The sequence below is a fragment of the Caballeronia sp. LZ008 genome (assembly GCF_031451435.1).
In the GTDB taxonomy this organism is placed as follows: domain Bacteria; phylum Pseudomonadota; class Gammaproteobacteria; order Burkholderiales; family Burkholderiaceae; genus Caballeronia; species Caballeronia zhejiangensis.
In genome coordinates this window covers 284,577-298,978 of record NZ_JARUXK010000004.1, presented here as the reverse complement: position 1 = coordinate 298,978, position 14,402 = coordinate 284,577, and the positions used below count along the sequence as shown (strand labels likewise).

The 14,402-nt window shown below is 61.3% G+C and carries 14 protein-coding genes; 3 read left to right on the top strand and 11 right to left on the bottom strand.

The annotated features are described in order from the left end of the window. Nucleotides 1-192: 192 nt before the first annotated feature. Nucleotides 193-1,581: a dihydrolipoyl dehydrogenase gene (locus QCE49_RS26105; protein WP_250459705.1), complete on the top strand. Its 1,389-nt coding sequence runs from the start codon at nucleotides 193-195 to the stop codon at nucleotides 1,579-1,581. 278 nt (nucleotides 1,582-1,859) lie between these two features. Further along, nucleotides 1,860-2,603 (top strand): Pr6Pr family membrane protein, encoded by a 744-nt coding sequence (locus QCE49_RS26100; RefSeq protein ID WP_250436139.1) that lies wholly within the window; start codon nucleotides 1,860-1,862, stop codon nucleotides 2,601-2,603. Here the strand turns inward: QCE49_RS26100 and QCE49_RS26095 are convergent. The 11 genes from QCE49_RS26095 to QCE49_RS26045 all read right to left on the bottom strand — a co-directional run bounded on the left by QCE49_RS26095 (nucleotide 2,600) and on the right by QCE49_RS26045 (nucleotide 13,527). Continuing rightward, nucleotides 2,600-3,823, bottom strand: coding sequence for a YbfB/YjiJ family MFS transporter (locus tag QCE49_RS26095; protein WP_250459703.1), 1,224 nt, complete (start codon nucleotides 3,821-3,823; stop codon nucleotides 2,600-2,602). The genes QCE49_RS26100 and QCE49_RS26095 overlap by 4 nt on opposite strands. Before the next feature lie 69 nt (nucleotides 3,824-3,892). Then, entirely contained in the window at nucleotides 3,893-4,507 is a 615-nt protein-coding gene (locus QCE49_RS26090; RefSeq protein WP_250459702.1) for a TetR/AcrR family transcriptional regulator, read from the bottom strand. Between the two features lie 185 nt (nucleotides 4,508-4,692). Further along, nucleotides 4,693-5,001 carry an EthD family reductase gene (locus QCE49_RS26085; protein ID WP_008354369.1) on the bottom strand — a complete coding sequence of 103 codons (309 nt, stop codon included), beginning with the start codon at nucleotides 4,999-5,001 and terminating at the stop codon, nucleotides 4,693-4,695. Nucleotides 5,002-5,054: 53 nt separating this feature from the next. Then, on the bottom strand, nucleotides 5,055-5,987 hold the full coding sequence (locus tag QCE49_RS26080; protein WP_250459700.1) for an MBL fold metallo-hydrolase: 933 nt from the start codon (nucleotides 5,985-5,987) through the stop codon (nucleotides 5,055-5,057). Beyond that, a complete protein-coding gene (locus QCE49_RS26075; RefSeq protein WP_250440781.1) occupies nucleotides 5,984-6,850 on the bottom strand; it encodes a quinoprotein dehydrogenase-associated SoxYZ-like carrier in 867 nt (288 codons plus the stop codon). Before QCE49_RS26075 ends, QCE49_RS26080 begins: the two co-directional genes overlap by 4 nt. 20 nt (nucleotides 6,851-6,870) lie before the next feature. Further along, on the bottom strand, nucleotides 6,871-7,803 hold the full coding sequence (locus QCE49_RS26070; protein WP_250459697.1) for a quinoprotein relay system zinc metallohydrolase 2: 933 nt from the start codon (nucleotides 7,801-7,803) through the stop codon (nucleotides 6,871-6,873). Beyond that, entirely contained in the window at nucleotides 7,800-8,774 is a 975-nt protein-coding gene (locus tag QCE49_RS26065; RefSeq protein ID WP_033536897.1) for a LysR family transcriptional regulator, read from the bottom strand. Before QCE49_RS26065 ends, QCE49_RS26070 begins: the two co-directional genes overlap by 4 nt. Before the next feature lie 686 nt (nucleotides 8,775-9,460). Beyond that, nucleotides 9,461-10,210, bottom strand: a complete 750-nt coding sequence (locus QCE49_RS26060; RefSeq protein WP_008354364.1) for a hypothetical protein — start codon at nucleotides 10,208-10,210, stop codon at nucleotides 9,461-9,463. Next, entirely contained in the window at nucleotides 10,207-11,118 is a 912-nt protein-coding gene (locus QCE49_RS26055) for a substrate-binding domain-containing protein (RefSeq protein WP_008354362.1), read from the bottom strand. Before QCE49_RS26055 ends, QCE49_RS26060 begins: the two co-directional genes overlap by 4 nt. 62 nt (nucleotides 11,119-11,180) lie before the next feature. Beyond that, nucleotides 11,181-11,603 carry a c-type cytochrome gene (locus tag QCE49_RS26050; protein WP_008354361.1) on the bottom strand — a complete coding sequence of 141 codons (423 nt, stop codon included), beginning with the start codon at nucleotides 11,601-11,603 and terminating at the stop codon, nucleotides 11,181-11,183. A gap of 112 nt (nucleotides 11,604-11,715) precedes the next feature. Continuing rightward, nucleotides 11,716-13,527, bottom strand: a complete 1,812-nt coding sequence (locus QCE49_RS26045) for a methanol/ethanol family PQQ-dependent dehydrogenase (protein ID WP_008354360.1) — start codon at nucleotides 13,525-13,527, stop codon at nucleotides 11,716-11,718. A 345-nt stretch (nucleotides 13,528-13,872) separates the two neighbouring features. Here QCE49_RS26045 and QCE49_RS26040 point away from each other — a divergent pair, with 345 nt between their 5' ends. Further along, a complete protein-coding gene (locus tag QCE49_RS26040) occupies nucleotides 13,873-14,253 on the top strand; it encodes a 4a-hydroxytetrahydrobiopterin dehydratase (RefSeq protein ID WP_250460749.1) in 381 nt (126 codons plus the stop codon). The last annotated feature ends 149 nt before the right edge of the window (nucleotides 14,254-14,402 follow it).

The following is a 14,402-nucleotide window of genomic DNA, read 5'->3' as shown; positions in this document are numbered from 1 at the left end:
AAACGTTCGGGAGATTCTAGGAAGCGAACATGACGAGATAGTGACGCGCATGAGACGTCTAGATGAATACATCACTTCGATGCGTCGCGAGTTGAGACGATCGAGCAGAAAAGCGATACGAACGAGCATTCACGTTTTGCGTGCCGCGCTTCATGATGATCCGCAACTGCATCAATCACTCGGGACTTCATCATGAACACGATCCATACGGATGTCGCCATCATCGGCGCGGGCAGCGCGGGACTTTCGGCGTATCGCGCGGCGAAGGCTGCGGGCGCTTCGGCGATTCTCATCGAAGGCGGCGCGCACGGCACGACGTGTGCGCGCGTCGGCTGTATGCCGTCGAAGCTTCTCATCGCAGCGGCCGATGCCGCGCATCACGCGGCGCACGCGGCGGCGTTCGGCGTGCATATCGATGGCGCGCTGCGCATCGACGGGCGCGAAGCGATGGCGCGCGTGAAGCGCGAGCGCGATCGTTTCGTCAGCTTCGTCGTCGCGGGCGTCGATGCGATGCCCGATGCGGACAAGCTCACCGGCTACGCGCGCTTCATCGACGATAACCTGCTGCAAGTGGGCGATGATACGAAGGTACAGGCGAAGAGCATCGTCATCGCGACGGGGTCGAGTCCCGTTATGCCGTCGATGTATCGCGCGCTCGGCGATCGCGCCATCATCAACGACGATGTGTTCGCGTGGGACGATTTGCCGAAGCGCGTTGCGGTGATCGGCGCGGGCGTCATCGGCCTCGAACTCGGTCAGGCGCTGGCGCGGCTCGGCGTGCGTGTGTCGCTGCTGGGCGCGCGCGGGCGCGTCGGGCCTTTCACCGATCCCGATGTGCGTGCGTATGCCGGGCGTGTGTTCAGCGAAGCGTTTCGTTTCGAGCCGTTTGCGCAAGTGCAGGCCGCCGTGCGCGAAGGAGATGAAGTGCGTTTGCGCTATGTGTCAAATGCGGGCGAGTCGATCGAGGAAACCTTTGATTACGTGCTCGTCGCTGCCGGGCGCAAGCCGAATGTCGGCGGGCTGGCTTTGAGCAATACATCGCTTGCACTCGATGACGTTGGCTTGCCGGTCTACGATCCGCTCACGCTGCAGGCGGGCGCTCATCCGGTCTTCATCGCCGGCGATGCGAACGGCGTGCTGCCCTTGCTTCACGAAGCCGCCGACGAAGGACGCGCGGCGGGCACGAATGCGGCGCGTTATCCGCATGTCGAAGCGGTCGAGCGTCGCGCGCCGATTGCAATTGCGTTCACCGATCCGGGCATTGCGATGGTCGGCTCGCGTCATGTCGACCTTAAGCCCGAGTCGTTCGTGACGGGCGAAGTGAGTTTCGAGGATCAAGGCCGCAGCCGCGTGATGCTCAGAAATCGCGGGTTGATGCATGTGTATGTCGATCGCGCGAGCCGCCGCTTCGTCGGGGCGGAATGGATTGGGCCGGATGCGGAACACATCGCGCATTTGCTGGCGTGGGCGTTGCAGATGAAGCTCACGGTCGATGAGATGCTGCGGATGCCGTTTTATCACCCGGTGGTCGAGGAAGGGTTGAGGACGGCGTTGAGGGATGCGGTTGTCAGGCTCGGGTGAGCGGGTCGCGGCGAGGCACTCCGTGCGTATCGATTGCGCCCCGCCGCACTTCCAAGCGAGACGAACGTTGTTGTGCGCATCCGGGAAATCCCCGCCACATCATGTCTGGATTTCCTCGAGGGCGAAGCACGGATACTTATAAGTCGAGTTTGCCGTGCACCAGAATCGGACGTGTCTCGAACGGGCGCCAGGCTGGATCTTTGGCCTTCCACGCTTCATGCGGTGACGGCTGACGCGATCGTCGGTGCAGTCGCCTGGCGCGCACGTAAAATGGCGTCATGTCGAACACGTCCCGCCAACCTCCCCGTCAAGAACCCGCGTTGCCGCTTCACACGCCCAGCACCGCATCGCTCGCGCTGGCCGCCGCCATCGCGATGATCGCGTGGCTCGCGTTCGCGGCGCAGACGGACATCACCATCGCGCGTCTCGTCAATCGCGGCTTCACCGTCTTCGACGGCCTCGCGCGCATGAGCAGCTACCTGACGAACTTGACCGTGCTGCTGACCGCGTTCTGCTTCACCTGCGTTGCAACACGCGCGCGATTCCCCCTGGCGCGCTTCTTCCGCAAACCGACCGTCGTCACGGCGGTCGTCGTATATATCGTGTTCGTCGGCATCGCTTATAACGCGTTGTTGCGCTATCTATGGACACCATCGGGCTATCGCGCGCTCGTCAACGAATCGCTGCATACCATCGTGCCCGCGCTCGCGGCCTTGTACTGGTATCTCTTCGTGCCGCGCTTTCACCTTTCATTGAAACGATGCGCGCTCTGGCTCGTCTATCCGCTGTCTTATCTTTGCATCACGCTGTGGCGCGGACGTCTCTCCGACTTTTATCCCTATCCGTTCATCAACGTCGCGGAGCTCGGCTATGAACGTGTCTTCATCAATGCCGCAATGCTGGTCGGTGCCTTCCTCGCGCTGATGAGCGTGTTTCTCGTCATCAATCATCGACGCGAGGACTTGAGCGTCGCAGACCCCGAAGTCGAAGCGGACGATTCGACTTCCGGCCACATCGATTAGCTCGCGGCGCGCTTGCGGTTCACGACGATATCCGCAATGAACGCAACGGCCAGCGCACACGCGCCGCACGCAAAAATCAGCGCGTAATCGTTATGCGTATGCGAGAACAGAAACGAGTAGCCATATCCGGCAAGCGCCTGACACAACGCGAACGCCGACGTCGCCCTGCTCCATGCCGCACGTTGCTCGGTATGATCGTGCGGCAGCAGTTCATGCACGCGCCCGAGCGCGAGGGGCACGATGCCGGTCGTCGAGATGCCGAGCGCCACCGTCGCGACACCGATCACATACGGATTCGCCGATAAAGCCAGCAACGCCACCGCGCACGCCTGCACCAGCAGCGCAAAACGGTAAGCCATGCCGAAGCCGATGCGATCGCCCGCATTGCCGCAGACGAGCGGCCCGAAGATCGCCGCGACGCCATACAGCACCCAATAGCTCGCGCCCACTTCGGCGCCTCGGCCATAGCCGCGCGCGATGCAATCGACGAGCAGGATCATCACGGGCACGAGGCCGAGCGCGTTCGCCGCATATTGCCCATACAGCAGGCGCAAACGCGTATTGCCGTGCGTGTTCGAATGCGTTGCCGCATCTTGCTTTGCGACGGCAGGTGGGTTCGACGCGGGCCATCCGAACCACGCAATTGCCGTCAATATCAGCGAAAACACGCCGAGCCCCATCCACGTATCGTGCAATCCGTGATGAAGGAGCTTCGGAATCAGCGTCCCCGATGCAGCGATGCCGAAGCCCAGTCCGACGAAGATCATCCCGCTCGCGAAGCCGCGACGCGCGGGCGGAACATGCGGCAGGATCGTCGTCGCGACGAGCACCATGATCGCGCCGCCCGACAAGCCCGAAAGGAACCTCCACGCGAAGAACCAGGCAATCGACAGCGGAAACGCGCAGGCGAAGAAGGCCACCGTCGCGATCGCCATGAGCAGCCGCAGCGCGTGACGATTCGTGAGCGCATGGGCGATCGCGCGGCCGAAGAGCGCGCCCGCGAAATAGCCCGCGAAGTTAGCGGCGCCGAGCGTCACCGCTTGGGAAGACGTGAACCAGCGCGCCTCGATCAGCGGCGGAATCAGCGGCGTGTAGGCGAAGCGCGCGAGGCCGATGGCGACGAGACTCGCGCAAAAGCCCGCGAGCATCGCGAAGAAAGTGCGGGCATCGAGCGCAGTGGGCTGATCGGCGCTGACGGCCGATACCGTTTGTTCCGACATGATGACGACTCCCGCGGCCGCAGCGCTTGCACGCGGACGGACAACGTGACGTGAATGGATACGAAGGCCTTAACGCTTGCCGACGCTGAGCCCGAGCGGCGGCAGCCTCAGCATCGCCAGCGTCGGCGCGACGGCGCCGATCAACAACGCGGGCTTCGGATCGACGCGCGCGAGCACGCGCACGCCGAGCAGCACCGCGAGCAGATTCGCGGCGGCGGCATCGGCCGGCATCACGCGCTCGATTTCGCCGCTCTTGAATCCGGCCTTCAGGCAGCGCTCGAAGAACGCGCGCATCAGCGACATCTCCTCCGCGATGAGCTCGCGAAACGCTTCGTCTTCCGGCGATGCGCCGAGCGCCGCATTGACGAGCATGCAGCCGCGCCGATGCTCGTCCGACACCGAACGCTCGACGACCTCGCGAAAGAACGCGCTGATCGCGCGATCGGGCGTCATCGTGGATTGGAGCCTGTTGATGCGCTCGCGCAAGGTGTGTTCGAGATAGTGATCGAGCGCCCGCAGAAAGAGCGCGCGCTTGTCGCCGAAAGCGTTATAGAGGCTCGGCTGTGTAAGGCCCGTGTACTGCACGAGGTCGCGTGTGGACGTGCCGTCGTAGCCGTGCGTCCAGAACGCTTCGGCAACGGCATGCAGCACGCTGTCCTCGTCGAAATTGCGCGGTCGCGCCATGATCCCGCTCCATCGAATTGAAGGACGGACGTTTTATATCGTCCGATAGAAAACGTATTGTATCGATGGATATAAAACCGTGCAGCATCCCCATTCGGCGACGCGGGTCTTGCGTTCGGGGAAAAAGCTGAGGAAAGAGACGCGCTTCGGAGACGCGGTTGCATCTCCGAAGGCATGAAGGTCGGTCAGGCTTCTTTCGAATCGAACATCAGCAGATCGACGCCGGCTTGCGCGAAATTCGCGAGATCGCCGGCGGTCTTCTGGCCTTCGGGCGAGTCGAACGCGGCTTGGATCGCTTCCAGCGAATCGAACTGAAGCAGCGCGACGAGGTGATATGGCGATTCTCCCGATGCCGCCACGACCGGTCCCGCGCTGATCTCATAGCGCCGCAGCCCCGGCAGCGTCTTTGCCAGCGGCGCGTGAGTCGACGCATAGTAGTCGTCGAATGCCTGCGGGTCGGACGGATTTTTATATAGTGCTACGAGCTGGGCCATCGTTGTGTCTCCTGGTAGTTGTACGGCGTTGGAAGAAAGGTTGCGTCAACGCGCTACTGCTTTTCTAGTTGCAGATAGATGCGCTGCACGTTCTGCGGCTGCGCGATCGCATAGAGCTTGTCGTTCTTGAACGCGGGCACCTGCACGGTGTGCATCGCTTCGGTCAGTCCGACGCCGCTCGTGTAGGCTTGCTTCACCGCGGCTTCGAGCTCGCGCAGATACGTGCCGGTCCGCATGATGTCGTCGCCGCGCAAGGGCTTGCCGAAGCCGGGTACAACCGTCTTCAGGTCGAGCCCGCGCAGGTTCTCGAGCGCGGCGAGCCAGCCGGAAATCTGCTCGTTGCGCAGCTCGGGTATGCGTCCATTCGATACGAGCCCGCCCGCGAACAGCACGCCGGTTTGCGTGTCGAGCACGGCGAGATCGCCGGGCGTGCTGGCAGGACCGAAGTGCAGCAGTTGCAGCTTGCGTCCGCCGCTTTCGATCTCCGTCGTGCCGTTTACCGTCTGATCGGGAACGGTCACGCGCGAGCCGGCCATTTCATCTTCGCCGAGCGTCTTGCGCAGATTGGCGAGACAAATCGAACAGCGTTCGCGAATCAATTGCGCGGCGCGCGCGTGCGCGAGGATCGGCACGCCCTCGTCGCGAAACGCGGCCGCGCCGAACACGAACTCGGGCGCCTGATGCGTGATGATGACGAGCTTCACCGGCAACGGCGTGACCTTGCGGATCGCTTCGATCATCGCGCGGCCATAGCGATAAGACGAACCTGTGTCGATGACTGTCACGCCGTCCTGTCCGACGATGAAGCCGTTGTTCGCGACGATGCCGTGATTCGCGGGCGCGACGGCATCGTTGTCGCCGATGAACGCGTACACGCCCGGCGCAATGGCGACAGGTGCGGGCATGCCGCTCATCGCCGCATGCGTGAGCGTGCTGACAGCGAAGAGCAGCGTGAAGAACAGCGCTCGCAAGCGGCGCACCGTCATTTCATCGCCGATGTCTGCGCGCTGCCCGGTTGCGCGTTGACCGCCACGGCGCCGTCCCAATGCTTGTTCTTCGTATCCTCGATAAACGCCTTCAGTTCGCCGCTTCCGCTCGGCACGAAATAGAAGCGGAAATTCGGGTTCTCGCTAATCGAGAAGTTGACGTTCGCGGTCATCACCGGCTTATCCGCATAGGTGACCGACACCTTGCGAATGAAATAGGCCGACGCGTAGTTGCGCGTGACCTGGTTCATCGCCATGCCGGTTCGATTCGGATGACGCACCATCAGTTGCGCGAGTTCGGGCTTGCCCGCCACGGCCTGACCTTCGGCCTGAAGACGGACCTGTCCCGCTGTCCGCTCGGCCGCGTCTTCGTCCTTGTCGGCGGGTGCGGAACATCCGCCCGACGCCTTCACGAAACGAACGGCGCTATAGAGCTTGCCGTCGTTCGTCTCAGCAATCGCGCGCATGAACGTGTAGTCCTCCACGCGCACGCGCGTTTCGATCGTCGCGAGTCCCGATTCCGGCGTGAACTCGAACGATCCTGCATACGGCTCGGGATTTTCGTCGATGAAGAGATAGAGCTTCTTGATGTAACGCGCGGGCGATTGCGGAAACTGCGCGTTGATCGCGATCGGCACGACGGCGGCATCGGCTGCGCGCGCGGGGGCGTCGAGCTTGATGACCGCATCGCCGTGCGTGTCGATCGTGCGGCCCTTGAACGTCCCTTCCCTGAAGTCGATCCAGCGCGCCACCTTGTCGGGATCGTCGTCGGGCTGCGCCGCCTGCGCGGCATACGGCGAGAGCGCCGCGGCGGCGAGGCTCGCGACCGTCATCGCGCGAACGCCGGACCATGTTGTCTTCATGATGTCCCTCCAGTCCTGCACTACTGCTCCCATTCGAGCTCCGCATAAGCGGCCGTCACATTGCGACGGTGATACATGTCGAAGAGAAGCCACTTGTCTTTCTCGCCGAGACCGATGCTATCGACTGCCTGCCCGATCGTTTCGCCCTTCCTGATCGCAGCACGCACATCGCGCGCCAGATCGGCGAGATAGCGTTCCTCGGCGTCGAGCGATTGCGTCCAAGGCGGATCGAGCGGACCGTGCCCCGGCACGACATGACGCGGATTCATCTGTCGAATGCGCGCAATGTCGTCGAGCCAGCCGATAACGCTGCCATCGATCACAGGAATGCAGTGCACAAAGAGCAGATCACCCGTCCACAACGTGCCGCTCTTCTCATCGTATACCGTCAAGTCGTTGTTGGTATGCGCGGTTTTCCATGTGCGCAGCGTGAGCGTGCGTCCACCGATATCGAGCGTGCCCGTGCCGTCGATCGTCTTCGTCGGCGCGACGATTTCGCTGCCCGCTGCCGCGCTACCCAACTCGCGATTGAGCGCGCGCATGTAGTTGTCCGCGCGCGAGGCTTCGGCTTGCGCGAGCGTCGCGCTGCCGACGAATTGCGGATGATCGTCCTTGAAAGCCGCATTCCCGAAGATGTGATCCGGATGCATGTGCGTGTTGATGACATACCAGACCGGCAGCGGCGTGACAGCGCGTATCGCGGCGCGCAACGCGCGGCCTTCCGCGAGCGTGCCGCCTGTGTCGATCACCGCGACGCAGCGTGTTCCGACGATGAAGCCCACATTCGCTATATCGCCGCCGTTCTCGTGCGTCGCGACATCGTCGTGACCGCGATGCGCGTAGTTACCGGGCGCGATCTGCGTGACCTGCAGCGCGGTCTGCGCACGCGCGATAGTTGCACACGCAATTAGTACGAGGAACGTGATGCGACGGCAGGCCGATGCGACGTTCATCGGACGTCGCTTGCTTCGGCGAGCCGCCTGGGTCTGCGCAGGCCGAACTGCGCGTATTCGCGCTCCAGAAACGGTTCGGCGTGTTCGAGGAGGAAGCGGCGAAAAGCGAGGCAAGTCGGCGAAAGTTGTTTCGAGCGTGAATGCACGAGTTGCCACGTGCGTTCGACGGGCGTGCCGTTCACGTCGAGCACGGCGATTTCGCCGGTGCGCAGTTCGAGCGAGAGCGTGTGCAGCGAGATGAGGCTCACGCCCATGCCCGCCATGACGGCCTGCTTGATGGTTTCGTTGCTGCCGAGCGTGACGCTATGCGCGGGCACGAAGAGGTTCTGCCGAAAGACATGCTCGGCGACGGCGCGCGTGCCCGAGCCGGGTTCGCGCAGCAGGAACGTATCGTTCGCAAGTTCCTGAAGGTCGAATTGTTTTGCATGACGCAGCGGATGCGACAGCGGCGCGACGATCACATGCGGATGATAGGCGAGTGGCTCGGCGGTCGTACCGAGTTCGGGCGGCGGGCGGCCCATGATGGCTAGATCGGTTGCATTGTCCTGCAAGAGACGCAAGAGCGTTTCTCGGTTGCCGACGGAGAAGCGCACATCGACCTTGGGATATTGCTGCCTGTAGAGCGCGAGAAGCTTGGGGGCGAAGTACGTCGCCGAACTGACGATGCTCACCGCTATCGCGCCGCTATCGGCTTGTGTGAGCGACATCATGGCGTCTTCGGCGTCTTTGATTTCGCCGAGTATGCGGCTCGCGTGATGTGAGAGCCTTTCGCCGGCTTCGGTCAGCGATAAGCGTCGCGCGACTCGCTCGAATAGCGGTAAGCCGATCGCTTCTTCGAGTTGCCGGATTTGCATCGATACCGCTGGTTGGGTGAGGTGCAGTTCCTCCGCTGCGCGGGCGAAGCTTGGACAGCGGCTTGCTATCACGAAGATTTGCAGCTGACGCAGGGTTAGGGAGCGGATGAAATTCACGGGGTCGTTTTGGGCGGGTTTGGTTCGCTGCGGCTTCTTTGGAATCCTGTGATCGTGTCGGTCTATTGGCACTGCCCCTGTGCGGGGCGGCACCTACTTTCTTTGCTGCTGCAAAGAAAGTAGGCAAAGAAAGCAGCTACTGATACGCCCGCGGTCACACGCAATTTGGGTAGTCCTCTCGTCCATCGTGGGCTGCCTAAAGAGTGCCCTCATAGGTCTCATCGGGCTTGGCTCGCGCACGGTCCGCCACATCGCACCACACCCCGCACTGGTTCAGCACCAAATAGCTCCAGCCCGCTCCGCGGCCGACCGGTCAATCGGGACCGCGTGTGCTTCCCTACTAACGCCTCGATCTCGCCGCCTTCGCCGCCCGTTGGTTTCCCTTGCAGACCCCGCGGCAGCGCGTAGCGCTGTGCCGAAGCTGTTTCGTGCTGAACCAGCGCCCCCGAAGTTATTGGGCGGCGGACCGTGCGCGATCCAAGCCCGGTTATTGTGATGAAGGCACTCTTTAGGCGAGTGCCATCTGCAACGAGAGAACTACCCAAATTGCGTGTGACCGCGGGCCTGAAAAGCTGCTTTCTTTGCTTACTTTCTTTGCAGCAGCAAAGAAAGTGAGTGCCGCCCCGCACAGGGGCAACGCTAATAGACCACTAAGAAATCGGGATCCGGCGAAGAAGAAAAAAAAATCACCGACTAGCCCGAGGCGCATTCGAGGGCTTCCCCGGCGCGCCCATATTCCTGAACGTCCCTTGAAAAGCAATCGTCTCCTTCTGCAGCGGATGCGCAAAATCGTTCCCATCACCGGGCACTTCGGTGCGAATCATGAGCAATCGCCCGGGCACGTCATCGGCCATGACGAACGTATAGCGCTTGGCGAGGTACTTGGTGAACCGCTCGGCGTTGGGATCGTTCAAATAAGGCTGAATGACGATCTGCTGCGCCTTCGCATGCTTGCCAAGCCCGAGCGCTTCGCTCGACACCGGCGTGATAGCAGGCCCCGCCGCAAGCGCCATCCTCACGCGCTGCTGGAAATAGCGCCGCTGACCGCCCGTCAGTTGCTCCATCTCCGCGATGTCATGCTCCAGAAAATAGATGATCACCGGATTGCAAGGCAAGCCGCCCGGCACGTTGACATTCCCCGTCCGATCGGAAACCTTCGCGTCGTTCTTGCTGTTGCCCTGACTCACGACGAGCACGCGCAACGTGTCATTGACCTTCGACGGCGGCCCGGAATAATCCACCGCGTAATCGAGCTCGGTCTGCGCCTCGACACCGGTCATATGCGGCTGCATGAAGAGCAACTGCTCAGCGGGCTTAATATCGACGGACGTCGGCGCCGAAGCCACGGGCGCGTCCGCACACATCGCGACGCGCGGCATCGCACTGCCCAGCGCGATAACCCACGCGCAAAGAGAAGCCGCGTATATCCGCTTCATTGGGCGCTTTCCGGCTGCAACGGCAACAATGGAACCTGATAGCTCGTCAGAATCTGATCGATCTTCGGCTGGTTCGATGCAATCCAGTTATCGACCTTGTCCCGCCACGCTTTTTCGCCATAACGCACGCCCATCGAAATCTCATAGTCGAAGCGAATCGGCTGACCGGCCGGGAACGGCACGAGACGCACCTTGTTATCGGAACGATTCGCGAAATAGCCCGCGATCGGCCCCCATACGAAAGCCGCATCGACGTCGCCCTTCGCCAGATCGCGTTCGATCATCTCGCCGGGAAACGCCTCGGGATCGCCGCTTTGACCCTGATACGACACAGCCTGAGCGATCAGATCATGGCGAAGCAGCCAGTCCACGGCGGGGCTCTTCACGAAGACGCCGAGCTTCATTTTCTTCAACTGATCCGGCGGCAGATTCATCAGATCCGATGGAGTCTTGATGCTCGCGTATTCGGGCTTGTTCGGAAACACCATCGCGTAAGTGGAATGCAGATACGGACGCGTCGTCGCGGTCAATTCATAACCCTTCGGCACGCCGATGATCAGATCGCATTTGAAGCGCTCCGTCTGCGGCACTTTCTCGCGCAGCGTGTTGCGCACGAATCCCATGCGTTGCGGCCAATACGTATATTCGAGCTTGTAGCCGAAATCGCTCGCCATCTGACTCGCGATCTTGTTCTCGTAACCCTCGCCCTTCTTGTTGGAGAGCGGCATGTTGTTCGGATCGGCGCACACGCGCAGGATACCGTCCGCGCCATCGTTGTTCGGCAGATCGGGCGGCGGAGCGAGCGCACCTTGCGCGAACGCCTGTTGCGCCGAGAACGTCGCGAATGCCGCGCATAACGTGGCTACGAATCGGAACGAAGCGGCGCGGCTTGCATTACGATCAGACATCGACACCTCCGGGTATGAGAGCAATCATCAGACGTCAGCCGCCAATCGGCCATGCAACGTCTTCATTTTGCATCGATTGCCTGCAGATCGCCCGGGTTGATCTTGCCGTCGGAGCGCCCCTTCAGATACGCATAGAGGTTCTCCCAGTTCTTCTGCATCATCTGGCTCGCGCTGAAGTCGGGCATACCCTTGTCCACGCGACCGCCGAATACGGTTCGATGAAACTCATTCTTGTCGAGCGTCTTGAAAGCATCGATCAGCGACGGGCCGACCATCCCTTCCTGCTTCGCCCCGTGACAGCGTTCGCACGCGAGCGCCCGCCAGGTCTTCCAGCCCTGCAGCGTGTCGCTGTCTACCTTGTTGCCATCGACGACCTTATACGCGACCGGCTTGATTTGCGCAGGCATCGCAGGCGGCGTCTGTGCAAAGGAAGCGGACGAAGCAGCGAGCGTCATCGTCAGCAGCAAGAGTGATCGGCCTTTCATACGTCTGACTCCTTGAACATGTCTTGTATATGAGGTGCTTCGTGTTGCTGCGGCGCGGCGGCCGTTGCAGCCGCCGCGCATCGCACATCGACTCATTCGCATCGAAGAAACATCAACCGCCCGGAATCGCGAACACGAAGAGCGTGCCGCCGAGAGCCGTGTACTTCGCGAGCTCCTTGTAGCCGCCGACCGCGCCCAGGCCTTCCGTCGACTTCTCGAGACCCGCCGCCATGCCGATGCCGGCCCAGCCGCCGATGCCCGAGTACACGCCGATATACTGCTTGCCCTGGTACTGGTACGTGAACACGTTGCCGATGACGCCCGATGGCGTCTTGAACTTCCACAGCTCCTTGCCGTCCTTGATGCGCACTGCCTTGATGTAGCCTTCGAGCGTGCCGTAGAACACGACGCCGCCTGCGGTCGCGAGCGCGCCGGACCACACCGAGAACTTCTCCGGCTTGGACCACACGATCTTGCCCTTCGAGGCATCCCACGCGATGAAGTTACCCATCGCGCCTTTCTCGTTCGGGCCCGGATACATCGAGAGCGTCGCGCCGACGAACGGCTGACCCGACACGTAATCGACCTGGAACGGCTCGTAGTCCATGCAGACGTGATTCGTCGGCACGAGGAAGAGCTTGGAGCCAGGATCGAATGCGGCCGGCTGCTGATCCTTCGAGCCGAGCGCTGCGGGGCAGATGTTCTTCACGTTGTGATCGGGACCGGCCTTCTGCGTCGAGTAGCTCGCATTGCGAATCGGCAGGCCGCTCTTCAGATCGACGCTATCGGCCCAGTTCACCGCCGGGTCGTACTTCTGCGCGACGAGCAGTTCGCCCGTCTGGCGATTCAGCGTATAGCCGAAGCCATTGCGGTCGAAGTGAACGATCGCCGGCACGGTCTTGCCGCCGATGTTCAGGTCCGAGAGGATCATCTCGTTGACGCCGTCATAGTCCCACTCGTCGTGAGGCGTCATCTGATAGACCCACTTCGCCTGGCCCGTGTTGAGATCGCGCGCGAAGATCGTCATCGACCACTTGTTGTCGCCCGGACGCTGCGTCGGGTTCCATGTGCCCGGATTGCCCGAGCCGTAGTAGATGAGATTCAGCTTCGGATCCCATGCGTACCAGCCCCATGTCGTGCCGCCGCCGTACTTCCACTGGTCGCCCTGCCAGCTCTTGAGCGACGAGTCGGCACCGACCGGCGTCATCTTGCCGTCGGTCCAGGTCATGGTCGCCTGCGGGTCCATCAGCATTTCGTTGTCGGGACCGGTGCTGTAGGCCTTCCAGACTTCCTTGCCGTCCTTGATGTTGTACGCGACGATACGGCCGCGCACGCCGAACTCACCACCCGAGATGCCGGTCAGGACCTTGTCGCCGAAAACGTGCGGCGCGTTGGTGTTGGTTTCGCCTTTCTTCGGATCGCCGTTGGTCGCGGTCCATACGACGTCGCCGGTTTTTGCGTCGAGCGCGACGAGCTTGGTGTCGGCTTGCTGGAGGAAGATCTTGCCGTCGCCATATGCAAGGCCACGGTTGACCGTATCGCAGCACATCACCGATATGACCTGATTGTCCTGCTTGGGCTGGTATTGCCAGATGAAGGTCTGATCCTTCAGGTTGATGGCGATAACCTTGTTGGGGAAGGGCGAGTGGATATACATCGTGTCGCCGATGACGAGCGGCGAGCCTTCATGACCGCGCAGCACACCAGTCGACATGGTCCAGGCAACCTGTAGCTTGCCGACGTTGTTTTCGTTGATTTGCTTGAGCGTGCTATAGCGGTGATTCGAGTAATCGCCCGCTTGCGCCGCCCAGTTCGAGGGATTCTTGATCAGGCTGTCGAGCTGCGAGTCGGCCTGAGCGACATAAGAATTCAGGCCTGCCGTCGCTGCCACCGCCAGTCCAAGAACCAGGGTGCGTAAGTTCATGTCTCCTCCAGAATGGTGATGCCTCCGACCCAGGGATGACCACGCTACCGGGTTGCATCGTGCGCGCCTTCAAATGCAGGTAACGAGTTGCGCTTCGTCCAGTACATGGCCGGACGTTTGCGTAGAGAGGCCAATTGCATATTCCATGCCGGTTTAACTTCTGTTGCTTTAAATCGGGTATTCGACGGGTGATGCTGTCGTTAGTGGACGAATTCCTGTCGGGTGGCGACACATACTGTGTCAAATACGCGAACAGTCATGCGGCGCGTGTGACATGACGCGATGCAGCATGTTTTGTTTGGCGCATACTGGGTCTTGCGTCGATAACTTTGCGGAGGCTTCGCCATGGCTCAAGCCGAGAAGGTCTATTCCGATGAGGAGATCAAGCAGCGTCTGACCGGTGTGCTCAAGCACTGGTATGTCGAGGATGGGTGGCTCAGGCGCAAGTTCAAGACCGAAAGCTGGAAGGGGACGCTCATGGTCGTGAATACGGTGGGGCATCTTGCCGAAGCGGCCTGGCATCATCCGGATCTCACGGTTTCTTATGCGTTCGTCATCGTCAAGCTCAAGACGCATTCCGCTAAAGGCATCACGGATAAGGACTTTGCTCTTGCTTCGAAGATCGAAGAGGTCATTCAGTGGCAGCCCGGGAAGGAGGATGGGCCGCTCGAGGGCACTCCCTCGGATGATCAGCGCTTCCGCTATATCAAGTATGACGCGGGTTGAGGTTTTGTTTTTGCTTTTGCTTTCGGTTCCGCTTTTGATTTCGCTTTCGCTTTCGCCGGATCCCGTATTCGTGTCGGTCTATTAGCACTGCCCCTGTGCGGGGCGGCACTCACTTTCTTTGCTGCTGCAAAGAAAGTAAGCAAAGAAAG